The following is a 25,743-nucleotide window of genomic DNA, read 5'->3' as shown; positions in this document are numbered from 1 at the left end:
TGATCAGAAATTGCGCAAGCGTGCCATTCGAATACGACGCATGGCAGCTGCCTATCGTCGTGTTCGGCGACAAGGTTTTCCACAGCATCTGTGTACTTCGTCCGTGAAAGCTTGTGGACAACATCGCTCAGTCCCTTTGCCGACAGACAGTTGGCACGGCGTGCTGAAATTCTGAGCAGCGTTTGTCAGTTCCGGGCGTAGTAATCCACAGCGATTGTGGAACGCCACCGGTAAAGCCTGTGGACAAGTAGGCTATCTGCCTGACGCCAAAGGTGCTTGCGACAGTGTGCGCAAATGCTGAGCAGCACGGTCGCTGCGAATCATCGCGGCAGCAAGGGCAGCAGCATCAGCGACAAGCTGCCCAGACCGCTGCCGATGAGGATCGCCGCAAGCACATCGCTGGGATAGTGCAGGCCGAGGATCACCCGCGAGGCGGCGACCAGCGTGGTGAAACCGATCAGCAGCGGTGCCAGTTGCGGATACCAGCCCAACGCCACAATAGTGAAGCCTACCGCTTGCAAGGTATGTCCCGACGGAAAGCTGAACTCGTCCAGTGGCGGCACGTGAGCGATCACGCCGGGACAGACACGATAGGGACGTGGCCGCTGCGTCCAGCGCTTCAGCAGGCGATAAAGCAGCAGCGCGGCAAGCCCGGTGGCGGCCATGTGCACGGCGGCGATGAGTCCGCGTTGACCGCCGACCATGGCCAGCGCCGCCATCAACGCATACCAGAACATGCCATCGCCAAGCCGGCTGATGCCGCCGAAGAACCATCCGACCGCGTGTCGCGCACCCCAGCGGTTGGCTGCCACACAAACTCGTCGATCCAGTGCCAGGCGCGGCAAGCTCGACGAAAGCTCAGGCGTGTGCAACGGCGGCAATGTGCTCATGTTGGTTCTCCTCGGCCATCTCGCGCAGCAGGATTTCGAAGTCGCGGATCACGGCATCCGGCGAAAGCCCGGCCACGCCGGCATGAGCAGCGCGGCCCATGTGCCGGATCAGGCCCGGGTTGCTGGCGAGTCGCGTGGTCGCGTCGATGAAAGCGGATGTATCGCCTGACGGAATGCAGTAGCCGTTGACGCCATCGATCAGATGCTCGCGTGCCGCGCCCTCGGCATAGGCCACCACCGGCAGGCCGGCAGCCAGTGCTTCGAGGATCACGTTGCCGAAGGTTTCGCTGAGACTGGGGAACGGGAACAGGTCTGCGCTGGCGACATGCTTCGCCAGCGCTTCGCCGCGCTGCACGCCGGCAAAGATGAAGTCCGGATGTGCCGCTTCCAGAGCGGCGCGTGCCGGGCCATCGCCGACCCAGACATAACGTGCCCGCGGTATCCGTTGCTGGATCGCACGAAAGGCCTGCACCGCCAGTTCCAGATTTTTTTCCGGCGCGATGCGCCCGACGTAAAGGACCACCGGCGTGCCGGCATCGACGCTCCAACTGTCGCGCAAGGCATCATCGCGCCGGTTCGGATGGAACAGTTTCGTGTCCACCGCGCGGCGCAGCAGCCGGGCGTTGGTTATGCCCATGGCGTGCAACTCCTGTGCAAGGGCATCGGTCGGCACCAGGGTGGCGGCAGCGCGCTGGTGAAAGCGGCGCAGATAGCCGCGTACCACGGACGTGAGCAGGCCCAGGCCGTAATGGTCGGCGTAACTGTCGAAGCGGGTATGGAAGCCGCTGCTGATGGGGATGCCCAGCCGCGCGGCTGTGCGAATGGCCGACCAGCCCAGCGGGCCCTCGGTGGCGACATAGACCGCATCGGGGCGCCGCAGACTCCAATGCCGGCGCAGCACGCGGCCGGCAGGCAGGCCGAAGCGCAGTCCCGGATAGCGCGGCAGGGCGCCGCCGCGTACATCGAGTACCTCGATGCCGGGTTCGTCGCGGTGTGCCTGTGGCTGGCGCGGGCGGATCAGGTCCACGCTATGGCCACGCGCGGCAAGACCGGCGGCGAGGCTGTGCACGGTCAGTGCGACGCCGTTGATTTCCGGTGGATAGGTTTCACTGACAATGCCGATGCGCATGACGATACCTGTGCTGGCTTGGCACAGCTTGATCGGATGGCGTTGCTGCGGTGTGGCGGGTGGATGACGCCCCAGTGACGCCCGCGATGGCGCGGTCGACATGACAGTGGTGTTTCAGGAAGATAAGGGCGCCTGCATGGGCCGGGCCCGTTCAACATGGAGATCGCTGATGAAACGCATCCTGCTTGCTCTAGCCCTGACCGGGCTGACTGCTGTCGTGATGGCCGCCGATGCTCCCGGGCTGCCGGTTACCAAGGCTCCCGCTGGCGCCGAGGTCTACATCATCACGCCTCGCGACGGCGCCACCGTCGGCCAGGAATTCACCGTGCGTTTCGGCCTCAAGGGCATGGGCGTGGCGCCGGCTGGCGTCGCCAAGGAAAACACCGGCCATCACCACCTGCTGGTCGACGTGCAGGAGCTGCCGCCTGCCGGCCAGCCGATTCCCAAGGACTCCAACCACCTCCATTTCGGTGGTGGCCAGACCGAGGCCACGCTGAAACTGAAACCCGGCACGCATACGTTGCAGCTGGAACTGGGTGACGCCAGCCATGTGCCGTTCGATCCACCACTGGTGTCGAAGAAAATCACCGTCCACGTCAAATGAGCTTGACGATCAGCGGCCGAAGTAGACCGAGACACCGAGATTGGTTTGCCAGGCGGGAGCGATCCCATCCAGCCGGCGATCGAAACCCATGTCGAACTGCACGCGCGGCGTGAGCATCCATGCCAGTCCCGCTCCGGCAACCGCACCGCTGCCTTGACCTGGCGTGTGCAGCAGGGCGGTTTCGGCATACAGCGTCAGCGTCTTGCCCAGCGTGTAGTTGTCGCTGAATGCCATGGTTGTGCTGTCTGCGCCACCGCTGCGCACGTTCTGCAGATACAGGCCCAGCGAATTGCGATCGTCCACCTGCAGGTTGAACTGCGCACCCAGCAGATACTGGCGCCGGTCGCTACGAAACGCTTTCGCGCCATCGGTGAATTCCACGCTGCCCAGCAGGCCCCAGCTGAAGGCCTGGTCCGGGGAGGGCAGCGCCAGCTTCAGGCCCAGCACGGTGTCGCCATGCCCCTGGCTGCGGTAGTCAGTACCGACACCGGTCTGCCGTAGCGAGTTCCACACCGAGCTGCCCAGTTGCAGCTCCAGCGGGCCGCCGATGCCGATACGGAACAGGCTGTCGGCGCTGAACTGCGAGCTGGTGATGCCATCCTGCTGCCCGCGGTTCCAGTCCGGCAGGCCCTGCTCGACGGTGATGTCGCCGGCACCCAGCACGACCGGCGTGAAACCATAGCCGGGACGGTCGTAGCCGGGATTGTCGGCCAGCGCGGGCAGGGCGATGCCGAGCCAGCCCAGCAGCGCAACAAGTGGTGCGAAGTACAAAACACGGTGTGCCCGCTGCGTCATGCGTCGGTTCCGCCCCTGGTATCGGCTAAAATCCATCACTTCGCTTCATAACCTTTCCAAAATCAGACCTTTCGAAAAGATCCCATGACCGTCCGTACCCGTTTCGCCCCCAGCCCCACCGGTTTTCTGCATATCGGCGGTGCGCGCACTGCGCTGTACTGCTGGCTGGAGTCGCGTCGGCGCGGCGGCGAATTCATCCTGCGCATCGAGGATACCGATCGCGAGCGTTCGACGGATGCCGCCGTGCAGGCGATTCTCGATGCGATGCATTGGCTGGGACTGAACCATGACGAGGGTCCGTTCTACCAGACCCAGCGGCTGCAGCGTTACAGGCAGGTCGCCGATGAGCTGGTGGCCGCCGGCAAGGCGTATTACGCCTACGAGAGCAAGGACGAGATCGAGGCGATGCGCGAGGCCGCGATGGCGAAGGGCGAGAAGCCGCGCTACAACGGCTATTACCGCGATCGCAACGAACCTTTCCGTGAAGATCCCAATCGCGTAATCCGCTTCCGCAACCCGACCGAGGGTTCGGTGGTGTTCGACGACAAGGTGAAGGGTCGGGTCGAGTGGGCGAACAGCGAGCTGGACGATCTGGTGATCTTCCGCTCCGACGGCTGGCCGACCTACAACTTCGCCGTGGTGGTCGACGACATCGACATGGGCATCACCGAGGTGATCCGCGGCGACGACCACGTCAACAACACCCCGCGCCAGATCAACATCTATCACGCACTGGGCGCGAAGGTACCAGAGTTCGCGCACCTGCCGATGATCCTCGACAAGGAAGGCAAGAAGCTGTCCAAGCGCACCAGCGCGGTCAGCGTGATGGATTACCGTGCCGACGGCTTCGTTCCGCATGCGCTGCTGAACTATCTGGTGCGGCTGGGCTGGTCGCATGGCGACCAGGAGATTTTCTCGCGCGAGGAGATGATCGCGTTGTTCGACATTGCCGACGTCAACAAGGCGGCTTCGCGCTTCGATACCGAGAAGCTGGCGTGGCTCAACCAGCATTACCTGAAGACCGATGATCCGCAGACGCTGGCGACGGAGTTCTCCTGGCATCTGGCGCGTGCCGGCATCGACATCGCGCACGGCCCGGCTCCGGTCGACGTGATCGTGGCACTGCGCGATCGGGTGCATACGCTGAAGGAAATGGCCGAGCGCGCGAAGATCTGGTACGCGCCGATTGCCGAATGGGACGACAAGGCGGTGGCCAAGCATCTGAAGAACGACAGTGCCGTGGCCGTGCTCGCCGAGACGAAGACGCTGCTGGCCGATTGCGAATGGAAGCCCGAGCCGATCCATCAGGTGATCGAGCAGGTAGCGGCAAAACTGGCGCTCGGCATGGGCAAGATCGCCCAGCCGCTGCGCGTGGCGATGACCGGCACGCAGGTATCGCCGTCGATCGATCACACGATCTATCTGGCCGGTCGTGGCGAGGCGCTAAAGCGCATCGATGCTGCCGTCGAACTGGCCCGAAGCTGATCCCGCTGCCATGTCGATGACGTACTAGCACGGCATGGACGAATTGCTCGCCAAGGCTACCCAGGGCGTCGACCTCGATGCACCAGGCGCGTTCTGGCATGTTTTCATCAATCTGTTGAATCTGCTGCCGTGGGCCGCCATGTTCTGGTGGAACCTGCTGTTCATCGTGGTGGGCGCGTTGCTTGGCTGGTGGCGTGGTCGCCTGGCGGAAGGCATCGTATGGGCCCTGGTGCTGGGTCCGATCGGCTGGGTGGTGATACTTGCAAGACCCCTGCACCAGCCACCTGCAAGACCGCCGCCGCTGAGGCGGTGACTTCGTCACGGTGCACTGCAGACGGAAGTGTATGATTCATCACAGAGGTGAAACCTTTGAGCCACGACGCTGCCCACCATGCGCATCCGCACCACCCGCATCATCACGATGCGAAGGGTTTCGTGCGCGCGGTGGAGCATGCCAGCGAGGAACGCGGTCTGCGTCTCACCCCGTTGCGCAAGGAAGTGCTTGAACTGATTGCCGCCGCGCACAAGCCGATCAAGGCCTACGACCTGCTCGATCTGTTGCGCGAGAAGCACGGCAATGCAGCGCCACCCACGGTTTACCGCGCACTCGATTTCCTGCTGGACAATGGCTTCATCCACAAGCTGGAATCGATCAACGCGTTCGTCTCCTGTCATCATCCGGCCGAGGCGCATCAGGTGCCGTTCCTGATCTGCGATACCTGCGCCAGCGCGCAGGAGGTCTGCGATGAACGAGTGGCCGAGCTGATCGAGGCGCAAGCCAAGGCATTCGGTTTCCGGCCGCAGGCGCAGACGCTGGAAGTACACGGCACCTGCAAGAACTGCCGCAAGGCCTGATCCGGTTGCCTGGATCCAGGCTGCACGTGGTTGACAACGGTGTTGTATGGCGCGCCCGAAGCGGACCGTTGATGTCCGGAAGGCTGGTCATGCCGTACAGGCGGATTTCGCAGGATGGTGGCCGGCTGGCTGCGGTGGCATTCCACAATGTTATAAAGTAACATGTCGCGGACTGGCGTTAATGAGCCGCCACATTTGGCGGTGCCAGAATAGGTCGATGGACTCCGAGCAGGCGAACAAATCCCGCTGGTGGCGTGTCGCTGATCGCATCGGCGCGACGGCTTCGTTCCTGTGCGCGATCCACTGCGCGCTGCTGCCGTTCGTGCTGGCGCTGTTGCCCTTCATTGGTCTGGAGTTTCTGGCCGATCAACGTTTCGAGCGTGGCTTCGTATTGTTTGCCTGCACGCTGGCGCTGCTTGCCATGGTCCGCGGTTACCGTCGCCACCAGATCGCTCTGCCGCTGCTGCTGGCGGCGCCCGGTCTGATTCTGCTGCTGCTCGGCGTCACCTATGCCGAGCACTATTCAATCATCCTGCACAGCGTGCTGGTGACATGCGGCGGTCTGCTGGTGGCCAGTGCACATTTCGTCAATCTGCGCAGCGACCGTCGTTACGGCCATGACCATGTACATGGCCCGCAATGCGCGCATTGAACCGCGTGTGGCTGGTGTGGGGTGATTGTGTAACGGCGGCTGCCGTTCCTAGCATGTGCGGATGAGCATGTCGCATATCCATTCCCACGACCACCCGCATGTGCACGAACATGCCACGCCGGACGAGCGTCCGAGTCGCAAGCTGCTGACTGCGTTCGTCCTTACCACCTTGATGCTGGTAGCGGAGGTGGTCGGCGGTACGTTGTCCGGTTCGCTCGCGTTGCTGGCCGATGCGGGCCACATGATGGTCGATGCCCTGGCGCTGCTGCTGGCCCTGGTCGGTGCGTGGATGGCGACCCGACCGGCCGATGCGCGACGCAGCTACGGCTATGGCCGGATGGAAGTGCTGGTTGGTTTCGTCAATGCGCTGAGCCAGTTCGTGCTGGTCGGCTGGATCATCTACGAGGCGATCACCCGGCTGCTGCATCCGGGGGAGATCCTGTCCGGGACGATGCTGGTGGTAGCAGTCATCGGCCTGCTGGTGAACCTGCTGGTGCTGCGCATGCTGCACGGGCATGCGCATGACAACGTCAATCTCGCCGGCGCGAGCCTGCACGTGCTGGGCGACCTGCTTGGTTCTGTTGCCGCCGTGCTGGCTGCGCTGGCGATCCGCTGGTTCGGCTGGCTGTGGGCCGATCCGGTGCTGTCGCTGCTGGTGTCGTTGCTGATCCTCAATAGCGCCTGGCGGTTGTTGAGGCTGTCCGCGCACATCCTGCTGGAAGGTGTGCCCGACGGCATGGACAGTGCGGCGGTCGAAGCCTCGCTGCGGAGTGCCGATCCGTCGATCCGCAACGTGCACCACCTGCATGTGTGGCAGCTGGCATCGGGCTCGCGCATGGCCACCCTGCATGCCGAGCTGTACGAGTCTGCCGATAGCGCGCAGGCCCTGCGCGCTATCAAGCATATGCTGCTGGATCATTTCGGCATCCAGCATGTCACCGTCCAGATCGATCCGGGCGAGTGCCCTGACCAGATCGACTGCGCCGGGCACGGCCATCCCTGATGCTGGCTGCATGGGTCGCGCACTGCTATCATTGACGGCCGTTCATCCAATAAATCAAGGAGTTCCCATGGGTAAGGGCGATCGCAAGACCCGTCGCGGCAAGACCTACCGCGGCAGCTACGGCAATACCCGTGCGCACGGCGCGCTGCCGGCCGTCGTTGGCGCCAAGCCGACGGTGACCAAGCCGGCCGCCGCGAAGAAGGCTGCGCCGAAGAAGAAATCGGCCTGAGCCAGCCCGCACCGGACTGATGAAGACCCCCGCCTCGGCGGGGGTTTTTGCTTACTGGAATCAAGGGCCGGATGTTTGGACAACCTGGTCGGATATCCCTGGATTGCCGCGGCGTGCCCGTGATGCCGGCTATCGCGAGCCATGCCTGTGTTCGTAACACTGCGGATTCGCTACGAATCGCCTGGTATGGTCGTCCAGTACGCTCCAGACACCGCAATCTGAACGCCGATCGACACTCAGCGATGGCAGGTTTGCCGCGCTGCCGCATGCCGTGTATCATGCGATCTATTGTGTTAATGCATTAGTACATTATGAAGCGTCGATCACTTGATCCTGAAACCACCGACGAGTCGGCCAAGCGGAGCCTCTGCGAGGCGCTGCTGTCGATGAAGAACGCCGACGAGATGAGGGCCTTCCTGGGCGACCTGTGCACACCGGCCGAGCTGGAGGTGCTGGTGGACCGCTGGCGGGTGGTGCCGTACCTGCTTGAGGGCATTGCCTACCGGGAGATCCACGAGCGCACCGCGGTCAGCATCACCACCATCGGACGGGTGGCGCGCTATCTCAACCAGGGCAATGGCGGCTATCTCGCCGCGGCAGCACGTGCAGCGCGGCGGCAATCGCTGGCGGCGAAGAAGGCGAAGGCATGAAGACGCGCGACCGTTTGCGCATTGCGATGCAGAAATCCGGCCGGCTCACCGAGCCGGCGCTGGAACTGCTCAACCGTTGTGGACTCACTTTCCGGCAGAGTCGCGACAAGCTGTTTTGTTTCGGCGAAGGCGAGCCGGTTGATCTGTTGCTGGTGCGTGATGACGACATCCCCGGGCTGATCGCACAAGGCGTATGTGACCTCGGCATCGTCGGGCGCAATGTGCTGAGCGAATTCCAGCTCACCGCGGGACGCGAACTGGCACCACTCAGCGAGCTGCGTCCGCTCGGCTTTGGTCGCTGCCGGTTGTCCATCGCGGTACCGCAGGAGCTGGATTACCACGGGCCGCAGCAACTGGAAGGCCGGCGTATCGCCACCTCGTATCCCGGCCTGCTCGGCGAATGGCTGCGCACGCATGCCGTGAATGCCGGTGTGGTGACACTGGCCGGCTCGGTCGAGATCGCGCCGAAGCTGGGCACTGCGGACGCGATCTGCGACCTGGTGCAGAGCGGCGGCACCCTGGTCGCGAACCAGCTGCGCGAGGCCGAAGTGCTGCTGGAAAGTGAGGCGGTACTGGCGGGTCCGTTGACGCTGCCGGTTGACGAGCGCGGCGACATGCTGGAGCTGCTGCTGAAGCGGCTGGATGGCGTGATCCAGGTGCGCGAGTCGCGCCTGCTGCTGCTGCAGACCTCGCGCCACACGCTGGAGGCGGTCACCCGGCTGCTGCCGGGCGGGCCACAACCAACCCTGCTGTCGGTCGCCGGTCAGCCGGATCAGCTGATGCTGCAGGCGCTGTGCGCCGGCGAGGTGAGCTGGCGGCAGCTGGAAGAGATCAAGAAGGCCGGTGCGCGCGAGATGTACGTGCTGCCGGTGGAGAAGATGCTGGCATGAAGCAGGTTGGCATGAAGAGCAGGCTGGCATGAACCGTATCGACTGGAATGCGTTGGACGAGACCGCGCGACGCGAGGCATTGGCACGGCCCGCACAATCGCGTGCGGATGAGCTGCGTCGTGGCGTGGAGCAGATCATCGCTGCCGTGCGCGAGCGTGGCGATGCCGCACTGCGGGAACTCAGTGCGAAATACGATCGCTGCACACTGGACGCGATTGAAGTGGACGAGGCCGAATTCGCTGCGGCCGAAGCCTCGCTCGATCCGGTCCTGAAAGCCGCGATCCACGAAGCGGCCGCGCGCATCGAACTGTTCCACCGTGCCGCCGCGCCGCAGCCCGTGGGTGTGGATACCGCTCCCGGCGTGCGGGTGGAACGGATCCTGCGTCCGATCAGTCGTGTCGGCCTGTACGTGCCGGCTGGCACGGCGCCGCTGCCGTCGACCGCGCTGATGCTCGGTATCCCGGCGCAGATCGCCGGTTGCCGTCAGGTGGTGCTGTGTTCGCCGGCACGCGCCGACGGATCCTGCGACGAAGCGGTACTGTATGCCGCGCGCGTCACCGGCGTGCACAAGGTATTCAAGCTCGGTGGTGCCCAGGCGATCGCGGCGATGACTTATGGCACGGCGAGCGTACCCCGTTGCGACAAGCTGTTCGGCCCGGGCAACTCCTGGGTCACCGAGGCGAAGCTGCAGGTATCCACCGATCCGGAGGGTGCGGCGATCGACATGCCGGCCGGTCCGTCCGAGGTGCTGGTGATTGCCGATGCGCAGGCCAATCCGGCCTTCGTCGCCGCCGATCTGCTGTCACAGGCCGAGCATGGGCCGGATTCGCAGGTGATCCTGCTGAGTCCTTCCACGGCACTGCTGGACCAGGTGGCGAGCGAGGTCGATCGGCAATGTGCCGAACTCCCGCGTGGCGACATCGCGGAGAAGGCGCTGGCACAGAGTCGCTCGATCGCCGTCGATTCGCTGGCGCAGGCAGTCGCGGTGAGCAACCGCTACGCGCCCGAGCATCTGATCCTGCAGGTGGCCGAGCCACGCGCCTTGCTGGATGGCATCGACAGTGCCGGTTCGATCTTCCTGGGTGCATGGACTCCCGAATCGGTAGGCGACTACTGCAGCGGCAGCAATCACGTGTTGCCGACCTACGGTTACGCGCGCAGCTACAGCGGCGTATCGGTGGCGAGTTATCAGAAACAGATCACGGTGCAGGAAGTGAGTGAAGAAGGCTTGCGCAACATCGGTCCGTGCACGGCGACATTGGCGGCAGCCGAGCAACTGGAAGCACACCGTCGTGCCGTGACCCTGCGGTTGGCCGCACTGGAGGCGCGGTCATGAGCGTGCTCGATCTGGCGCGACCGGAAATCCGCGCGATGCAGCCGTATTCCTCGGCGCGCATGGAGGCCAGCGGTGGCCAGGTGTTCCTCAATGCGAATGAATCGGCGTGGCCGCCGGTCGGCGACGACGGCCTTGGCTGCAACCGCTATCCCGAACCGCAGCCAGCCGCCTTGATCGAAGCACTGGCTGCGCTCTACGGCGTGCGCCGCGAGCAGCTGCTGGTGGGCCGCGGCAGCGACGAGGCGATCGATCTTCTGGTGCGCGCGTTCTGCCGTGCCGGCGAAGACGCGATCCTGATCCAGCCGCCGACCTTCGGCATGTATGCGGTATGCGCACGGATCCAGAATGCCGGCGTGATCGAGGTGGCGCTGAAGGCCGATTTCACCCTGGATGTGGACGCGATACTCGCCGCTATGACACCGGCGGTAAAACTGGTCTTCATCTGTACCCCGAACAACCCCACCGGCCAGCTGGTACCGCGTGCGAGTGTCGAACGACTGGCGCAGGCGCTGGCCGGCAGTGCCTTGCTGGTGGTGGACGAAGCCTATGTGGAATTCACCGATGCTGGCGACGCCAGCGTGGCCGACCTGCTCGACCGCTACGACAACCTCGCCGTATTGCGCACCTTGTCGAAGGCCTGGGCCCTGGCGGGCGCGCGCATAGGAACCTTGCTGGCGAATGCCGAGGTGATCACGCTGCTCAAGCGGATCATGCCGCCGTATCCGCTGCCGTTGCCATGCGTGGAAGCTGCGCTGATCGCATTGTCCGGCTGGGGTCAGGTAAATGCGCGTAATCACGTCGCCATCGTGCGCAATCAACGGGCGCGGATGCAGGAAGCGTTGCGCCAACTGCCCGGTGTGCATGAGGTGCTGCCGTCGCAGGCCAATTTCCTGGCCGTGCGTTTCGAGGATGCGGCTGCGGTATATCAACAGCTGCTCGCCGCCGGCATCGTGGTGCGCGATGTACGCCGTTATCCGAATCTTGGCGACGCGCTACGCATCACCATCGGCACGCCTGATGAAAACGATCGCGTGCTTGCCATCCTGCAGAAGGTTGCGACATGCGCGTGAACCGTAGGAGCGCACCCTGTGCGCGAAAACCAGGTTGCGACGCCGCCACCCCAATCGCGCACAGGGTGCGCTCCTACATTGCTGCGGGGAGATTCCGGTGAGCCGCAAGATTCTTTTCGTCGATCGCGACGGCTGCCTGATCGAGGAGCCGGCCGACCAGCAGATCGACAGCTACGAGAAGCTGACCTTGTTGCCGGGCGTGATCGCTGCGCTGCAACGCTTCGTAGCCGCAGGCTACGAGCTGGTGATGGTGACAAACCAGGATGGCCTCGGTACAGACAGTTTCCCCGAGCCGCATTTCACCGGGCCGCACGAATTGCTGATGCGTATCCTCGCCTCGCAGGGTGTGCGTTTCCGTGAGGTGCTGATCGACCGCAGTTTCCCGCACGAGGGCAAGGACACCCGCAAGCCGGGTATCGGCATGCTGCGCCACTACCTCGCTGATGATGGCTGGAGCCGGGCGGCCTCGGCGATGGTCGGTGATCGCGAGACGGATCTGCAGTTCGCCGCGAACATCGGTGTGCGCGGCCTCCGCGTTGGCCCGCTCGGTGTGAGCTGGGACGAACTGGCACATCAGTTGCTGGATGCACCGCGCACGGCGACGGTGGTGCGCAACACCAGGGAAACCCGCATCACGGTCAACGTGGATCTGGACAAGGTGGCCGAGCCGAAGGCACGCACCGGGCTGGGTTTCTTCGACCACATGCTGGAACAGATCGGCAAGCACGGCGGTTTCGCGCTGGAGCTGAACTGCGACGGTGACACCCACATCGACGAGCACCACACCATCGAGGACTGCGCACTGGCGCTGGGGCAGGCGTTGAAGCAGGCACTGGGCGACAAGCGCGGCATCGGCCGTTACGGCTTCACCTTGCCGATGGACGAGTCGCAGGCCAGCGCGGCACTGGATCTGTCCGGACGCCCGTACTTCGTGTTCGAAGGCAGCTTCCCGCGCGAGCGCGTGGGCGAGGTGCCGACCGAGCTGGTGCCGCACTTCTTCCGTTCGCTGTGCGAGACGCTGGGTGCGAACCTGCACCTGGCCGTGCGGGGCGACAACGCGCATCACATGGTCGAGGCCTGTTTCAAGGTGGTCGCGCGCACCTTGCGCCAGGCGATCCGTCGCGAGGGCAGTGAGCTGCCCAGCACCAAGGGCACGCTGTCATGAGCGTGGTCCTCGTCGATGCGGGCGGCACCAATATCGGCTCGGTGCGCTATGCGCTGCAGCGGCTGGGCGTGGATGCCGCGCTGACCGCGGATGCCGCAACGATCCGCGCCGCCGACAAGGTGGTCCTGCCCGGCGTCGGTGCGGCCGGCCCCGGCATGGCACGGTTGCGTGAGCTGGGGCTGGTCGAACTGATGCGTACGCTGACCCAGCCGGTGCTGGGTGTCTGCCTGGGCATGCAGCTGTTGTGCGCGCATTCGGAAGAGGGCGATACCGCATGCCTCGGCCTGATCCCGGCGCCGGTGCGCCGCTTCATCGAAGCTCCCGGCCTGCGCGTGCCGCACATGGGCTGGAATCAACTGCGTGCGAAACAACCGCACCGGTTGCTGGCCGGGCTGGGCGATGACGATCAGGCCTACTTCGTGCACAGCTATGCGGTGCCGGTGGGCGACTGGAGTCTTGCCACCAGCGACTACGGCGAGGCGTTCTCGGCTGTGATCGCCCGCGACAACTTCCATGGCATGCAATTCCACCCCGAGCGTTCCGCCGCCGTCGGCGCGAAGCTCCTGCAGAATTTTCTCAAGCTATGAACTGTGAAGTGATCCCTGCGATCGATCTGCGTGGCGGCCAGGTAGTGCGCCTGAAGCAGGGCGACTACGCGCAGCAGACTACCTACGCGGCCGACCCGCGCGAACTGGCGCAGCGCTATGCGGCTGCCGGTGCGCGCTGGCTGCATCTGGTCGACCTGGACGGTGCCCGTTCCGGCGCCCTAGACAATCTGGCCGTCATCCAGACCATCGTGGCTGACGGCATGCAGATTCAGGCCGGTGGTGGCGTGCGCGAGGAGGCCGATCTCCAGCGTCTGTTCGAGGCGGGTGTGCGCCGCGTGGTACTGGGCAGCGTGGCGATCCGCGATCCAGAGCTGGTCGCCGGCTGGCTGGAAAAGTACGGCGCGGAGCGGCTGACCATCGCGCTCGATACGCGCCTTATCGATGGCCGCTGGGCGTTGCCCAGTGCCGGCTGGACCGAAGTCGAGGCGCGCACGCTGGACGAGCTCGCGCCGTGGTACGCCGCGCGTGGTGCGCGTCATCTGCTGTGTACCGATATCGATCGCGACGGCATGCTGGCCGGTTTCAACCTGGAGCTGTACCGCCACCTCGCCGACCGCGTGCCGCAGCTGGTTGTGCAGGCCTCTGGTGGCGTGCGTTCGCTGGAAGATATCCGTGCGGCACGCGAGGCCGGCGCGCAAGGCGTGATCCTCGGCCGTGCCTTGCTGGAAGGACGCTTCACCGTGCAGGAGGCCTTGGTTGCATGAGTATCAGCGCGTGCTTGCCAGCTCTGCTCCTGCCCCTGCTTGCCCCAAAGGGACTTCCTTCGGTCGCAGGGGGAGGTTGTGACCGAAGGGAATCCCCTTTTTGGGAGGAGGGAGTAAAGCTTTTGACTTTGAGATCAAGAGCAACCCCTCCCCAGCCCTCCCCTGCAAGCAGGGGAGGGAATGTGATTTCGGCATCGCTCCTGCGCACCTCGCAGGTGGGCACAGGAGAGATACGATGCTGAGCCGCCGCATCATTCCCTGCCTGGACGTGCGCGACGGCAAGGTGGTCAAGGGCGTGCGTTTCCGCGATCACGTGGTGATGGGCGAGATCGTCGAGCTCGCCTTGCGCTATCGCGACGAGGGCGCCGACGAACTGGTGTTCTACGACATCACCGCCAGCCCGGAAGGGCGCAGCGTGCATCGCGGCTGGGTCGAGCGGGTAGCACGAGTGATCGACATCCCGTTCTGCGTTGCCGGCGGCATTCGCTCGGTGGACGAGGCGCGTTCCGTGCTGCATGCCGGCGCTGACAAGATCTCGGTCAACTCGCCGGCTTTGGAGCGCCCCGAGCTGATCGATGAACTGGCCGCCGCCTTCGGCGTACAGTGCGTGGTGGTCGGCATCGACTCGCTGCGCGATGCGGACGGTGTATGGCGCGTGCGTCAGTACACCGGCGACCCCACGAAAACGCAGGCGCTGCCACGCAAGACGCTGGACTGGATGGTCGAGGTGCAGCAGCGCGGCGCCGGCGAGATCGTGCTCAACTGCATGGGCAGCGACGGCGTGCGCCAGGGTTACGACCTGGAACAGCTGTCGATGGCCCGCGCGATCTGCCAAGTGCCGCTGATCGCCTCCGGTGGTGCCGGTGCCTTGGAACATTTCCGTGATGCGTTCATCGAGGCCGATGTGGACGGTGCGCTGGCCGCCAGTGTGTTCCACTCCGGCGCGATCGCGATCCCCGGACTCAAGCACTATCTGCATGGGCAGGGCGTAGCGGTGCGAGAAGTGAGTAAAGAAGCGAGGAGTGAGAAGTGAGAGAAAAGCTAACCCCATTCCAATGGCTGCGCCTCGCGCCGCTCTTGCTCACTTCTTACTCCTCTCCACTCACTCCTCTGCCACGCTCATGCGCATGACCAACACTCCAGCCACCGACTTCAGTCACCTCGATTGGGCCAAGGGCAATGGCCTGCTGCCGGCGATCGTGCAGCACTGGTTGAACGGCGAGGTGCTGATGCTCGGCTACATGAATGCCGAGGCGCTGGCGCAGACGCAGGCCAGCGGCAAGGTGACGTTCTACAGCCGCAGCAAACGACGCCTGTGGACCAAGGGCGAAAGCTCCGGCCACGTCCTTGTACTGAAGGGTATCCGCATCGACTGCGACGCCGACACCTTGCTGGTGCAGGCCGAGCCGCATGGACCGACCTGCCATCTGGGTACGTCCAGCTGCTTCGGCGATGCCGTGCAGCCGCCACTCGGGTTCCTCGCCGAGCTCGACGCGCTGGTCGCGCAGCGCCATGCCGAACGTCCCGAGGGGAGTTACACCACCAAGCTGTTTGATGGCGGCATCCGCCGGATGGCGCAAAAGGTGGGTGAGGAAGGTGTCGAGACGGCACTGGCCGCTGTGGCACAGAATGACGAAGAATTGCTCGGCGAGGCTGCCGACCTGATCTTTCACCTCACCGTGGTGTTGCGTGCGCGGGGGTTATCCCTGACCGACGCTGTGGCGTTGCTTGCCGGGCGGCATGCTGCTCCGCGCAGTGGGCAGTAAGGGCAGGTCAGTCAGCATGCGTATCTTGCAGCTGCGGGATGCAAGGGTGGATTACTGCGCTGTTCCCGTCGTGCTGGCAGGCGCCGGCGCGGCGGGCTTGAATACAACCGCTGGTCCGGGCGTGAATCCCTTGCGCCACAACGCAAGCTGATCCTCGATGCCACTGCCGATATCGATCTGTGGTTCCGACGGAGTCAACTCGTCCTTCGTCTCCCATTGGCTGATTTCGCTGCTGGCCTGCTTGAACGCATCGACGAAGTTGTCGGTGCGGTTCAGTGCATCGACCAGCCAGGCCCTGCCGAAATAGGTGATGTCCGAATCGCTGCCGCAGCCGAACGAGCTGCGATCGGTGCGGGCGGCGGTGAGCACCAGGGTGCCGGGACTGTGCAGCGGTGGCACGAAACCGCCGGAGTAGCAGGCGTTGACCACGACCACCTTCCACTTGAAGTGCCGCTTGGCGAGGATGTCGGCCAGATCCGCTGCGCCGATCTGGTCCAGCGGCAGCGGGTCCATGTCGACCAGCAGGTTGTGATCCTCGCCACCGTGACTGGTGACGTAGAGCAGCAGGATGTCCTGATCCGGCTGCATCGCCTTGTCCAGGCCATCGAGCGCGGCTTCCAGGTTGCTCCAGCTGGCCAGCGGATGCGTGGCCAGGGTGGCCGGGTTGTTTTCCAGCACAAGGCTATGGGCGGTGGCGCCAAAGCGTTGGGCGAACATTTGCGCGGCGTATTCGGCCTCGTTGCGGAACACGTCCTCGCCACCGTCGCCGGCGAAGGCCAGCAGGTACAGGTTCGGCTTGCCGGGCACGCGCGGGGTGAGTTTTGCCAGCGCCTCGCGGACCATTTGCGGCTGCGCGTAGATCACCTGTTCCGGGGTCGGGGCGGAGTTCGGCCAGTTATCGCCGCTGTCGGGTGCGGTCCCGCTTGATGAAACCTCGTCTGGCGCGCTGCTGCTGGAGATGACCGTTGTGGAGACGGCAGCGGCAGGCATGGACGGGTTGGCACTCGGCGGCAGCCCGGCATGGCCGGGAAGCAACAGCATCAGCAGCACCCCGGCGGCGAAGGCAAGCAGGACAGTCAGGATGGTGCGCATGGCAGGGTTCGCGCCGGGGCTCAGGGAGTGATCGCGTTGAAATCGCGATAGGCGGGATGACGCGGTTCGGCCGGCCACGTCAACGGTTCGCGGATCAGCCAGCCGGTAGTGAAGCCGACAGCCTGTGCCGCGTCGAGTTCTTCCGCGATATCGGACAGGAACAGGATGTGCCGGGGCTCTTCATCGATCGCCGCAGCGATGCGCCGGTAGGATTCGGTCTCGCGCTTCGGGCCGGTTTCGGTGTCGAAATAACCGGCAAACAATGGGGTGAGGTCACCTGCCTCGCTGTAACGGAAAAACAGCTGCTGCGCCGGTACCGAACCGGAAGAGTAGACGTACAGGCGCAGTCCGTCGGCACGCCAGTCGCGCAGGCGGGCGGCGACTTCGGGATAGAGGTGGGCGCGATAGTCGCCGGCGGCGTAGCCGTCCTTCCAGATCATGCCCTGCAGCGCTTTAAGCGCAGTGGATTTGCGATCCTGGTCGATCCATTGCAGCAGCAGTTCGACCATGTCCTGACGGCTGGCCTCGACCAGGCCAGCCTCCCGCGCCGCTTCGTGTAGCCAGTGCAGCACCTCGGGTTTGTCGCCATGGGTTTCGACGAAGGCCGGTAGCCGCTTGCGCGCATACGGAAACAGCACATCGCGAACGAAGCTGATCGAGCTGGTGGTGCCCTCGATGTCGGTGACGATGGCGCGGATTTCGATCATGGCGGTGATGCTGGTAAAGGACGATCAGCATAAACGAATGGCTGCCGCATTGCGCCGTGGGCGGTCACCGTTTCGGCGGCCGGCTATCAGCCAGCTACGGCTTGGCGCGGTTGCATCCGTGGAAAACGCTGGGCGATGTCGTCGCCGGTAAAGTTCGCCACCCAGCCTTCCTTGTTGGTGAACAACCGGATCGCCACGAAACAGGGCGCCTCGCTCATGTCGAACCAGTGGCGGGTGCCGTCCGGCACGCCGATCAGGTCGCCCTGTTCGCACAGGATGTCGTAGACCTTGCCGGTGATGTGCAGGGTGAACTGGCCGGAGCCGGCGACGAAGAAGCGCACTTCGTCCTCGCTATGCGTGTGTTCGCTGAGGAACTTCTGCCGTAGCGCTGCACGCTCGGGGTGATCGGGCGCGAGGCTGATCACGTCGACGGCCTGGTAGCCCTTCTCGGCCATCAGCCGGTCGATGTCGCCGCGATAGGCGGCAATCACCTCGTCCTGGCTGGCACCAGGCACGATCGGCTGATTGGCCTCCCATTGCTCGAAGCGGACACCGACCTTGCCCAGTTCATGGGCAATCGCGGCGTGTTCGTGATGTTCCGCCAGCGGCGATTGCGGCCGGGATTCGTCGAAGATGCGCAGGCGGCTCATGATGCCCTCAGTTTTTTCAGGTCGAGTTCGCAGCCGAGCAGGAACTCCAGCGCTTCCAGATGACGCTGGGCCTCGGCCATGTCGCGGCCCCAGGTGTAGATGCCGTGGCCGTCGATCAGATAGGCATGCAACGGCTTGCCGGCATCCAGCCAGGCATCGACCTGGGCGACCAGTTCGGGCATGTGCTGGGTATTCGGGAACACCGGAATCTCCAGCACGCTCTCGTGCGTGCGGTAGCTGGTGATCGCCTTCTGCAATTCCCAGCCCTGCAGGCGGATCGCGCCGTCGCCGGCGAACAGCCGCGAGGCGACGCTTTGCGTGCGCGAGTGGGTATGCAGCACTGCATGCATTTCCGGCAAGCGCCGGTAGATCTGCGTGTGCAATGCGGTTTCGGCGCTGGGGCGGGCGTCGGTGCCGACGGCGTCGCCATGCAGGTCGATCAGCATGATGTCGTTGCGACCGAGCCGTCCCTTGTGCCGGCCGGAGATCGTGATGGCGGCATGCTCCGCATCCACCCTCATCGAGAAATTGCTGCTGGTGGCCGGGGTCCAGCCCATCGCCGACAGCTCGCGCGCGGTGTCCGCAATGGCGTCTGCGCGCGCATCGAACAGGCTGGCGGATATCGTTGCAGGAAGGTCTTGACTCATGCTGTTTGGACGTCCAAATGAGTGGCAACTATAACACGCGTGGAATGGGCGCTTTGCTGGAATGAGAGCCATTCTCGCAAGTCAGGACAGATTGCGGCAGCAGGCGTACCATTCCTTGAGAATCCGGCGCAGGGTGCACCGGATAGATCCCGACGGAGGCTTGTCCATGTCGAACGAACAAGATATCGAATCGCGTCGCCGATTCCTCAAGGTCGCCGCTGGCACCACGGTGGCTGCCGTGGTCATCGGCGGCCTGCCGCGTTTTGCGCGCGCTGCCGACCTGCCGCCGGTGACCGAGGCCGATCCGACGGCCAAGGCTCTGGGTTACGTGGAAGACGCCAGCAAGTCCGCCAATGCGAAGCACAAGGCCGGCGACGAATGCTCCAATTGCCAGTTCTATTCCGGCGGCGCCACCGGTCGCGGACCGTGTCAATTGTTCCCGGGCAAGTCGGTGAATGCGAAAGGCTGGTGCGTGTCGCACACACCAAAGAAAGCCTGATCTGATCGAGGCGTGGTGTTCGGCCACGCATGCGGATCATCGAATGGCCGGCCCGTTGCCGGCCTTTTCTTTGGATGCTTGTCATGGACACGGATCGCGCATGGCGATCACGTGAAACCGAGAGAGGGGGATGCGGGACGGACTGTCCGGAGAAAAGTGCTGCCCGACGCGTCAGGCTGAGGAGCTGACCTACCTGACGCGCCGGGCGGCGATCCGGGGCCCACTGCCAAGTGATCAACCCGCGGACTGGCGATGATACTCCCGCGATCGGCGAATGGGCGATCAGGCTCTCAAATTGTCTTGAAAAATTCTCGTTAAAACAATTGAAAACAATGAGTTATGCTTCAATTCGCAATAATTTTTGAGAAGTTGACCTGCTTTTTCCAATAAAGCGGATTTCGAGACATTCGACGAAAATGGCAGGATTTTTCCGCCATTTCACGAAGATAGGCAAACTCAGGATTCGGTGGCCCCAGTGTCTTGCTGGCGCAGGCGACTGTGCCGGCGGCCATAGCCGAAATAGATCGCCATGCCGAGCACCGTCCAGATGCCGAGCAGCAGCCACTGGTACCAGTTCTCCCAGTACAGCAGTGTGAGGCAGCTGAGCACGCCGAGTACGCAGGTGACCGGGGCCCATGGCACGCGGAACGTGCGGGGCAGGTCGGGCCGCGTGTGACGCAGGATCAGCACGCCGGCACAGACGGCAACGAAGGCGATCAAGGTGCCCATCGAGACGAGGTCGCCGAGCACGTCGAGCGGAAATACCGCCGCGAGTGCCGCGATGCCGACGCCGGTGATGACGGTATTGATGTGCGGTGTGTGATAGCGCGGGTGGATCTTCGCAAACACCGGCGGCAGCAGGCCGTCACGTCCCATGATCATGAAGATGCGCGGTTGCGCGATGATCATGACCAGCACCACCGACGACAATCCGATCAAGGCGCCGATTTCGACCAGCCAGCGCAGCCAGCCGAGTTCGGCATGTGCCCTGACAGCGGTGACGACCGGTTCGCTGGTGCCGAGCTGGTTGAACGGCAGCAGCCCGGTGATCACCGCGGCGACGCCGATGTACAGAATGGTGCAGATGGCCAGCGAGGCCAGCGTTGCGATCGGCAGGTCGCGCTGGGGGTTTTTGGCTTCCTGTGCCGCAGTCGAGGTCGCCTCGAATCCGATATAGGCGAAGAACACCAGCGTGGCGGCACGCATGATCCCCGGCCAGCCGTATTTCTCGGGGCCCTGGCTCGCCGGGATGAACGGGTGCCAGTAGTCCGTGTTCACGTAATGCCAGCCGGCGGCGATCACGATGACGATCAGGCCGACCTTGAGGATGACCATGGCGAGATTCGCACCACTGGACTCCCGGATGCCGACGTAGCACAGCCACGTCAATGCCAGCACGATGCCCACTGCGGGCAGGTTGAACAGCGCGCCGGTCGTCACGAGATGACCGTTCATGTACGCAAGTGGCGCATTCGTCAGCACGGTAGGCAGATGGATGCCGACGTGATCGAGCAGGCTGACGAAATAGCCGGTCCAGCTGACCGCGACCGCCGATGCGGAGACGCCGTATTCGAGCACCATGTTCCAGCCGATGAACCAGGCCATCAGTTCGCCCAGGGTGGCATAGGCGTAGGAATACGAACTGCCCGACATCGGGATCAGGGTCGCGAACTCGGCGTAGCACAGCGCGGTGAAACTGCAGCAGATGGCCGCGATCACGAACGCGAGGATGATTGCCGGGCCTGCATGCTCGGCCGCGGCCTGACCGGTGATCACGAAGATGCCGCCGCCGATCACGGCGCCGATGCCGAGCGCCGTGAGCCCCCAGGGGCCCAGCGTCCGCTTCAGGCCGGGGCCGTCACATATGTCGACGTTCGAGAAATCGGTCTTGCGAGCGAGCAGCTGCTTGAGCATGGGCATTCCGGATATGACGCCGGCACGGTAGGCACCGTGCCGGCAATGCAGCAGTCGGGGTGGGGCGCCGGATCAGTCCGGCTCGGTACCGTTGGCCAGATGGCTCTTGCGGTAACCGTAGAGGTAGTAGATCACCAGACCGACTGCTGCCCAGCTGAAGAAGATGATGATGGTCTTGAGCGAGAGGTTGAAGAACAGCAGCAGGCAACCGATCACGGCGAGCGGGCAAACCAGCCATGCCATCGGTGTGCGGAACGGGCGCGGCCGGTCAGGCTGCTTCTTGCGAAGGATCAGCACGCCGATCGATACCATCATGAAGGCGAAGAGGGTGCCTGAATTGGTGACATCCGCCAGTGCGCCCACGGGAAACATGGCGCCGAACAGGGACACGAAGATGCCGGTGATGAGCGTGATCACGTGCGGCGTGTGGAAGCGCGGATGGATCTTCGCCAGCGAGCTCGGCAGCAGGCCGTCACGGGCCATGGTGAAGAAGATGCGGGTCTGTCCGTAGGTCATGGTCAGGATGACCGACGGCAGCGCGATGCTGGCCGCGAAGCCGATCAGGTTGCCAAGCGTGTTGTGGTTGAGCAGGCGCACGACGTGTGCCAGCGCTTCCTTGCTGCAGACGAGTGCCTGCGAGGCATGGCACGCAGCGGCCATGGCAGGCGTGCCCGGCTGCAGTGCAAGACCGTCCGGGCCGAGCATCGGCTGGGCGCCCACCGAACCGACGGCGCCGTAGCTCACCAGCAGGTAATAGATGGTGCAGACACCCAGCGAGCCGATCAGGCCGATCGGAATGTTGCGGTTCGGATTCTTGGTCTCCTCGGCTGCCGTCGACACGGCATCGAAGCCGACGTAGGCGAAGAAGATCGAGGCGGCGGCGCCAAGCACGCCGATGCCTCCCATCGGGCTGCCCCAGCCATTGGGCACGAACGGATGGAAGTTCGGATCCTTCACGGCGGGCAGCGCCACGAAGATGAACAGGGTCAGCGCCGCCACCTTGATCAGCACCAGGAAAGCATTGACCTTGGCCGACTTGGAGGTGCCCACGACAAGCAGGAAGGTGACGGCCAGCCCGATCAGGAAGGCGAGCAGGTTGAACGTGCCACCATCCATCGGGCCGGTGCGCAGGAATTCCGGCAGCCCGAATCCTCGGTTGGCAAGCAGGCCATTCACGTATCCCGACCAGCCGACGCAGACCGTACTGGCGGCGATCGTGTATTCCAGCACCAGCGCCCAGCCGACAACCCAGGCGATGCCTTCGCCGAGCACGCCGTAGGTGTAGGTATAGGCGGAACCTGCCACCGGTATCATCGAGGCCAGCTCGGCATAGGCCAGTGCGGCCAGGCCGCAGACTACTGCGGCGATCACGAAGGCGATCATCATGCCGGGGCCGGCCTTCTGGCCCGCTTCGGCGGTCAGCACGAAAATGCCGGTGCCGATGATCGCTCCAATACCGAGCATGGTGAGCTGGAAGGGGCCGAGCTGCCGTGTGAGGCTTTTCTTCTCGGCGGTGGCGAGAATCTGGTCGAGCGACTTGACGCGCTGGAAAAGCATTTGGTGATTCCCCGTGAAAACAAATACCACATACGTCCGCAACCGCGACGGGCATGACGCGACCAGCCGATGTGACGCGCAACCATAACGGAGTGAGGGAAGGGGGACAAGCTGCGACGCAGCTATGATGGGCATTGCCAAGCCATACCCTGCCGCACGTCATGCCATCAGATATTCCGAGGATGCTGGTCGAGTTCCGCGAATACGCGGAACACTGGCCGGATGAAGCCGAAGGGGCTTTGCGTTTCTGCAAGTTCCTGCAATCCGACCCGTCGATATTCGAGCGCAGCCACCCGCCAGGCCACTTCACGGGTTCGGCATGGCTGGTGAGTGCCGACGGTGCGCGGGTACTGCTGATGCACCATCGCAAGCTGGATCGGTGGTTGCAGCCGGGCGGCCACGCCGATGGCGATGCGGTGCTGGCGCGCGTGGCGTTGCGCGAGGCGCAGGAGGAAACCGGCGTGGCCTGCCTGCGTGTTGAGGGCGGCATCTTCGACATCGATCGACATCGCATACTCGCACGTGGAAGCGAACCGGAGCACTGGCATTACGACGTGCGTTACGTGGTGCGCGCCGGTGCGGACGATCGCTTCGTGATCAACGAGGAATCGCGGGCGCTCGCATGGCGGCCGGTGGTCGAGGTGGCGCATGACGCCAGTTTCGACAGCTCGCTGCAGCGGATGGCGCGCAAATGGTTGGCCAGGGACAAAGCTGGCTTCTAGCCGTATTTCGCGGGTGCGGGGTTCAGGTGTCCGCAGGCGTCGCAGGTACGCGCCTCGTGTGAACCGTAGAAGCGGTCGAACACCGGCGGGAAATCGTGCTCGATGCTGTCGAGCACGAAGTACTCCTCGTACAGCTTGTGGTTGCAGCGTTCGCAGAACCACAGCAAGCCATCCTTCTCGCCGTTGATGCGGCGGCGCTCGATCACCAGTCCGATCGATGCCGGCATCCGTTGTGGCGAATGCGGCACGCACGGCGGCAGGTAGAAGATTTCGCCGGCGCGGATCGGAATATCCCGGGCGTGGCCATCGTCCTGAACCTTCAGCACCATTTCGCCCTCGAGCTGGTAGAAGAACTCGGGGCCTTCGTCGTGATGATAATCGGTGCGCGCATTCGGGCCGCCCACGATCATGATGATGAAGTCGCCGTCGACGATGCACTTGTTGCCGACCGGCGGCTTGAGCAGGTGGCGGTGTTCTTCGATCCAGCGATGCAGATCGAGCGGCGGCAGCAGGGCCATTGCGGCGGTTCCTGGAAAGGTGGCGACACCTTAGCGCCGCCGCCAGCGCAAAAAAAGCCGCTGGAGCATGGCTGGCGGTTTCAGTCCCCGCGGCGGGTCACGGTATCAGCACCTGGTCGATCACCAGGATCATGCCATTGGACTGCGCCAGATCGGCGATGGTGACATGGGCGACATTGCCCTTGTCGTCGCTGATCGCCCAGCGGTCGGCATCCTTGCTGATGGTGATCGAGTCGCCTTCGATGGTCTTCAGCGCAGCGGTGCCGCCGCCTGCTTCGACCGCCTTGGCCAGATCCCTGGTGGTCAGGCGTCCGGGTACGACGTGATAGCTGATGTCGCGGGTCAGCGCGGCTTCGTTGCCGGGTTTCAGCAGGCGATCGCGCGTGCCCGCAGGCAGCGCGGCAAATGCCTGGTCATTCGGCGCGAACAGGGTGTAGGGGCCGTGGCCCGCGAGCGTGCCGGCCAGGTTCGCGGCCTTCATCGCGGCGGCCAGGGCGGTGAGGTCCTTCGCGCCATCGACGTTGCGGACGATGTCGTTCGACGGCGACATGGTGGGCTCGCTGGGCGGCGCGGCTTTCGGCGCGGTGCTTTTCACCGTATGGGTCTTGCCGGTCTTGCCGGCCGCCACCAGGGGCACCACAGCCACCGCCAGCGAAAGGCCGATGGCGCATGCTTGCAGGAGTCGCGCGATGTTCACAGCCATTTCCCGTCTCTTGTCCGTTGCATGGATCGGAAGCAGCGGAAGTCTGCTGCGGATGCTACCCATATGAGTGTATCCAACATTGCGGCGCTGCCGTCACAACGAAAAACCGCCCCGACGAGGTCATCGGAGCGGCGGAGAGATTCAAACGTTGTGTTGCAGCGGATTACGGCATCAGCACCTTGTCGATCACGAAGATCACGCCATTGGACTGGATCACGTCGGGAATGGTGATGTCGGCGACATTCCCCTTGTCGTCAGTGACCGTCCATTTGCTGCCGTCCTTGCCAACGGTGATCGAATCGCCTTCGACGGTTTTGAGTACCGCCTTGCCGCCACCCGCCTTGACTGCCTCGGCCAGATCATGCGAAGTCAGTCGACCAGGAACCACGTGATAGGTGAGGACTTTTGTCAGCGTAGCCTTGTTCTCGGGTTTCAGCAGGTTATCGACCGTGCCTGCGGGCAATGCCGCAAACGCCTCGTTGGTCGGTGCGAATACAGTGAACGGACCCGCGCCGGAAAGGGTATCGACCAGGCCGGCAGCCTTCACGGCGGCGACCAGGGTGGTGTGGTCCTTCGAGTTCACCGCGTTCTGGATGATGTTCTTCGACGGATACATCGCTGCACCGCCGACCATTGGGTCCTTGTGCATGCTCATCGAACCCATGGCATCCGCCTGGGCGAAGGCCATCGGTACGACGGCAGCGGTGGACAGCGCGATGCAAAGGCTGACGGCGAGGGTTCGCAGGGAATGGTTCATCTTCATCATGTGTTTCTCCAGGTCTTTTCCGCTTACCGGATTGGAAGCATGTGGAGATACGGCGTAAGGACAGATCCGGATGCACGAATGGTGGCGACAGAGATCCTGCCCACCTCGTCGTCCCTGCGGATAGACCCTCTCCCAGG

General features: G+C 63.9%; 30 protein-coding genes. 18 read left to right on the top strand and 12 right to left on the bottom strand.

The annotated features are described in order from the left end of the window. Positions 1 to 320: 320 nt before the first annotated feature. Positions 321 to 890: a phosphatase PAP2 family protein gene (locus ACYVKM_RS10850; RefSeq protein WP_460877594.1), complete on the bottom strand. Its 570-nt coding sequence runs from the start codon at positions 888 to 890 to the stop codon at positions 321 to 323. Next, entirely contained in the window at positions 859 to 2,019 is a 1,161-nt protein-coding gene (locus ACYVKM_RS10845; RefSeq protein WP_460877593.1) for a glycosyltransferase family 4 protein, read from the bottom strand. Before ACYVKM_RS10845 ends, ACYVKM_RS10850 begins: the two co-directional genes overlap by 32 nt. Before the next feature lie 169 nt (positions 2,020 to 2,188). Between ACYVKM_RS10845 and ACYVKM_RS10840 the strand changes: the two genes are divergently transcribed. After that, positions 2,189 to 2,623 (top strand): DUF4399 domain-containing protein, encoded by a 435-nt coding sequence (locus ACYVKM_RS10840; RefSeq protein WP_460877592.1) that lies wholly within the window; start codon positions 2,189 to 2,191, stop codon positions 2,621 to 2,623. Positions 2,624 to 2,632: 9 nt separating this feature from the next. Here ACYVKM_RS10840 and ACYVKM_RS10835 read toward each other — a convergent pair whose 3' ends face one another. Beyond that, positions 2,633 to 3,418 carry a transporter gene (locus ACYVKM_RS10835; RefSeq protein WP_460877591.1) on the bottom strand — a complete coding sequence of 262 codons (786 nt, stop codon included), beginning with the start codon at positions 3,416 to 3,418 and terminating at the stop codon, positions 2,633 to 2,635. Between the two features lie 84 nt (positions 3,419 to 3,502). Here ACYVKM_RS10835 and gltX point away from each other — a divergent pair, with 84 nt between their 5' ends. From gltX to hisIE, 15 genes are all read left to right on the top strand, one after another. After that, on the top strand, positions 3,503 to 4,903 hold the full coding sequence (gene gltX, locus ACYVKM_RS10830; RefSeq protein ID WP_460877590.1) for a glutamate--tRNA ligase: 1,401 nt from the start codon (positions 3,503 to 3,505) through the stop codon (positions 4,901 to 4,903). Between the two features lie 34 nt (positions 4,904 to 4,937). Beyond that, on the top strand, positions 4,938 to 5,216 hold the full coding sequence (locus tag ACYVKM_RS10825) for a hypothetical protein (protein ID WP_460877589.1): 279 nt from the start codon (positions 4,938 to 4,940) through the stop codon (positions 5,214 to 5,216). Between the two features lie 56 nt (positions 5,217 to 5,272). Next, positions 5,273 to 5,758, top strand: coding sequence for a transcriptional repressor (locus ACYVKM_RS10820; protein ID WP_460877588.1), 486 nt, complete (start codon positions 5,273 to 5,275; stop codon positions 5,756 to 5,758). A 217-nt stretch (positions 5,759 to 5,975) separates the two neighbouring features. Next, the gene (locus tag ACYVKM_RS10815) at positions 5,976 to 6,410 is read left to right on the top strand and encodes a MerC domain-containing protein (RefSeq protein ID WP_460877587.1); all 435 of its coding nucleotides are present in this window, start codon (positions 5,976 to 5,978) and stop codon (positions 6,408 to 6,410) included. A gap of 67 nt (positions 6,411 to 6,477) precedes the next feature. Next, positions 6,478 to 7,413 carry a cation diffusion facilitator family transporter gene (locus tag ACYVKM_RS10810; protein WP_460877586.1) on the top strand — a complete coding sequence of 312 codons (936 nt, stop codon included), beginning with the start codon at positions 6,478 to 6,480 and terminating at the stop codon, positions 7,411 to 7,413. A gap of 67 nt (positions 7,414 to 7,480) precedes the next feature. After that, positions 7,481 to 7,642, top strand: coding sequence for a 30S ribosomal protein THX (locus ACYVKM_RS10805; RefSeq protein WP_007805033.1), 162 nt, complete (start codon positions 7,481 to 7,483; stop codon positions 7,640 to 7,642). A gap of 311 nt (positions 7,643 to 7,953) precedes the next feature. Beyond that, the gene (locus ACYVKM_RS10800; RefSeq protein WP_460877585.1) at positions 7,954 to 8,292 is read left to right on the top strand and encodes a YerC/YecD family TrpR-related protein; all 339 of its coding nucleotides are present in this window, start codon (positions 7,954 to 7,956) and stop codon (positions 8,290 to 8,292) included. Continuing rightward, a complete protein-coding gene (gene hisG / locus ACYVKM_RS10795) occupies positions 8,289 to 9,182 on the top strand; it encodes an ATP phosphoribosyltransferase (RefSeq protein WP_460877584.1) in 894 nt (297 codons plus the stop codon). The genes ACYVKM_RS10800 and hisG overlap by 4 nt, the downstream gene beginning before the upstream one ends. A gap of 28 nt (positions 9,183 to 9,210) precedes the next feature. Beyond that, entirely contained in the window at positions 9,211 to 10,518 is a 1,308-nt protein-coding gene (gene hisD, locus ACYVKM_RS10790; RefSeq protein WP_460877583.1) for a histidinol dehydrogenase, read from the top strand. Continuing rightward, a complete protein-coding gene (hisC, locus tag ACYVKM_RS10785; RefSeq protein ID WP_460877582.1) occupies positions 10,515 to 11,588 on the top strand; it encodes a histidinol-phosphate transaminase in 1,074 nt (357 codons plus the stop codon). Before hisD ends, hisC begins: the two co-directional genes overlap by 4 nt. Before the next feature lie 97 nt (positions 11,589 to 11,685). Then, on the top strand, positions 11,686 to 12,753 hold the full coding sequence (gene hisB / locus ACYVKM_RS10780; RefSeq protein WP_460877581.1) for a bifunctional histidinol-phosphatase/imidazoleglycerol-phosphate dehydratase HisB: 1,068 nt from the start codon (positions 11,686 to 11,688) through the stop codon (positions 12,751 to 12,753). Next, positions 12,750 to 13,340, top strand: a complete 591-nt coding sequence (gene hisH, locus ACYVKM_RS10775; protein WP_460877580.1) for an imidazole glycerol phosphate synthase subunit HisH — start codon at positions 12,750 to 12,752, stop codon at positions 13,338 to 13,340. The genes hisB and hisH overlap by 4 nt, the downstream gene beginning before the upstream one ends. Continuing rightward, positions 13,337 to 14,065, top strand: a complete 729-nt coding sequence (gene hisA, locus ACYVKM_RS10770; protein WP_460877579.1) for a 1-(5-phosphoribosyl)-5-[(5-phosphoribosylamino)methylideneamino]imidazole-4-carboxamide isomerase — start codon at positions 13,337 to 13,339, stop codon at positions 14,063 to 14,065. The genes hisH and hisA overlap by 4 nt, the downstream gene beginning before the upstream one ends. 235 nt (positions 14,066 to 14,300) lie before the next feature. Then, entirely contained in the window at positions 14,301 to 15,098 is a 798-nt protein-coding gene (hisF, locus tag ACYVKM_RS10765) for an imidazole glycerol phosphate synthase subunit HisF (RefSeq protein WP_460877578.1), read from the top strand. Between the two features lie 94 nt (positions 15,099 to 15,192). Beyond that, complete coding sequence (hisIE, locus tag ACYVKM_RS10760) at positions 15,193 to 15,831, top strand: bifunctional phosphoribosyl-AMP cyclohydrolase/phosphoribosyl-ATP diphosphatase HisIE (RefSeq protein ID WP_460877577.1); 639 nt, start codon at positions 15,193 to 15,195, stop codon at positions 15,829 to 15,831. A 51-nt stretch (positions 15,832 to 15,882) separates the two neighbouring features. On the opposite strand, the gene ACYVKM_RS10755 is transcribed toward hisIE, so the two are convergent. From ACYVKM_RS10755 to ACYVKM_RS10740, 4 genes are all read right to left on the bottom strand, one after another. Beyond that, positions 15,883 to 16,923: a C13 family peptidase gene (locus ACYVKM_RS10755; protein WP_460877576.1), complete on the bottom strand. Its 1,041-nt coding sequence runs from the start codon at positions 16,921 to 16,923 to the stop codon at positions 15,883 to 15,885. Between the two features lie 20 nt (positions 16,924 to 16,943). Then, on the bottom strand, positions 16,944 to 17,630 hold the full coding sequence (mtnC, locus tag ACYVKM_RS10750) for an acireductone synthase (protein WP_460877575.1): 687 nt from the start codon (positions 17,628 to 17,630) through the stop codon (positions 16,944 to 16,946). Positions 17,631 to 17,716: 86 nt separating this feature from the next. Further along, positions 17,717 to 18,280: a 1,2-dihydroxy-3-keto-5-methylthiopentene dioxygenase gene (locus tag ACYVKM_RS10745; RefSeq protein WP_460877574.1), complete on the bottom strand. Its 564-nt coding sequence runs from the start codon at positions 18,278 to 18,280 to the stop codon at positions 17,717 to 17,719. Continuing rightward, on the bottom strand, positions 18,277 to 18,927 hold the full coding sequence (locus ACYVKM_RS10740) for a methylthioribulose 1-phosphate dehydratase (protein WP_460877573.1): 651 nt from the start codon (positions 18,925 to 18,927) through the stop codon (positions 18,277 to 18,279). Before ACYVKM_RS10740 ends, ACYVKM_RS10745 begins: the two co-directional genes overlap by 4 nt. A gap of 166 nt (positions 18,928 to 19,093) precedes the next feature. On the opposite strand from ACYVKM_RS10740, the gene ACYVKM_RS10735 reads away from it, so the two are divergent. Then, complete coding sequence (locus tag ACYVKM_RS10735; RefSeq protein ID WP_460877572.1) at positions 19,094 to 19,426, top strand: high-potential iron-sulfur protein; 333 nt, start codon at positions 19,094 to 19,096, stop codon at positions 19,424 to 19,426. Between the two features lie 456 nt (positions 19,427 to 19,882). On the opposite strand, the gene ACYVKM_RS10730 is transcribed toward ACYVKM_RS10735, so the two are convergent. Both ACYVKM_RS10730 and ACYVKM_RS10725 read right to left on the bottom strand, forming a co-directional pair. Further along, positions 19,883 to 21,340 carry an amino acid permease gene (locus ACYVKM_RS10730; RefSeq protein WP_460877571.1) on the bottom strand — a complete coding sequence of 486 codons (1,458 nt, stop codon included), beginning with the start codon at positions 21,338 to 21,340 and terminating at the stop codon, positions 19,883 to 19,885. A 72-nt stretch (positions 21,341 to 21,412) separates the two neighbouring features. After that, complete coding sequence (locus tag ACYVKM_RS10725; RefSeq protein WP_460877570.1) at positions 21,413 to 22,897, bottom strand: amino acid permease; 1,485 nt, start codon at positions 22,895 to 22,897, stop codon at positions 21,413 to 21,415. Positions 22,898 to 23,058: 161 nt separating this feature from the next. Between ACYVKM_RS10725 and ACYVKM_RS10720 the strand changes: the two genes are divergently transcribed. After that, complete coding sequence (locus ACYVKM_RS10720) at positions 23,059 to 23,619, top strand: NUDIX hydrolase (protein ID WP_460877569.1); 561 nt, start codon at positions 23,059 to 23,061, stop codon at positions 23,617 to 23,619. Here the strand turns inward: ACYVKM_RS10720 and ACYVKM_RS10715 are convergent. The 3 genes from ACYVKM_RS10715 to ACYVKM_RS10705 form a co-directional block, all read right to left on the bottom strand. Continuing rightward, positions 23,616 to 24,137, bottom strand: a complete 522-nt coding sequence (locus ACYVKM_RS10715) for a 3-hydroxyanthranilate 3,4-dioxygenase (protein ID WP_460877568.1) — start codon at positions 24,135 to 24,137, stop codon at positions 23,616 to 23,618. The two genes, ACYVKM_RS10720 and ACYVKM_RS10715, sit on opposite strands and share 4 nt — an antisense overlap. A gap of 97 nt (positions 24,138 to 24,234) precedes the next feature. Next, positions 24,235 to 24,840, bottom strand: coding sequence for a fasciclin domain-containing protein (locus ACYVKM_RS10710; RefSeq protein ID WP_460877567.1), 606 nt, complete (start codon positions 24,838 to 24,840; stop codon positions 24,235 to 24,237). Between the two features lie 163 nt (positions 24,841 to 25,003). Further along, positions 25,004 to 25,597, bottom strand: a complete 594-nt coding sequence (locus ACYVKM_RS10705) for a fasciclin domain-containing protein (protein WP_460877823.1) — start codon at positions 25,595 to 25,597, stop codon at positions 25,004 to 25,006. Positions 25,598 to 25,743 lie beyond the last annotated feature (146 nt).

The organism is Rhodanobacter koreensis, assembly GCF_054782855.1.
The sequence above is the reverse complement of the archived record's forward strand: the minus strand, read 5'-3'. Positions and strand labels throughout refer to the sequence as shown.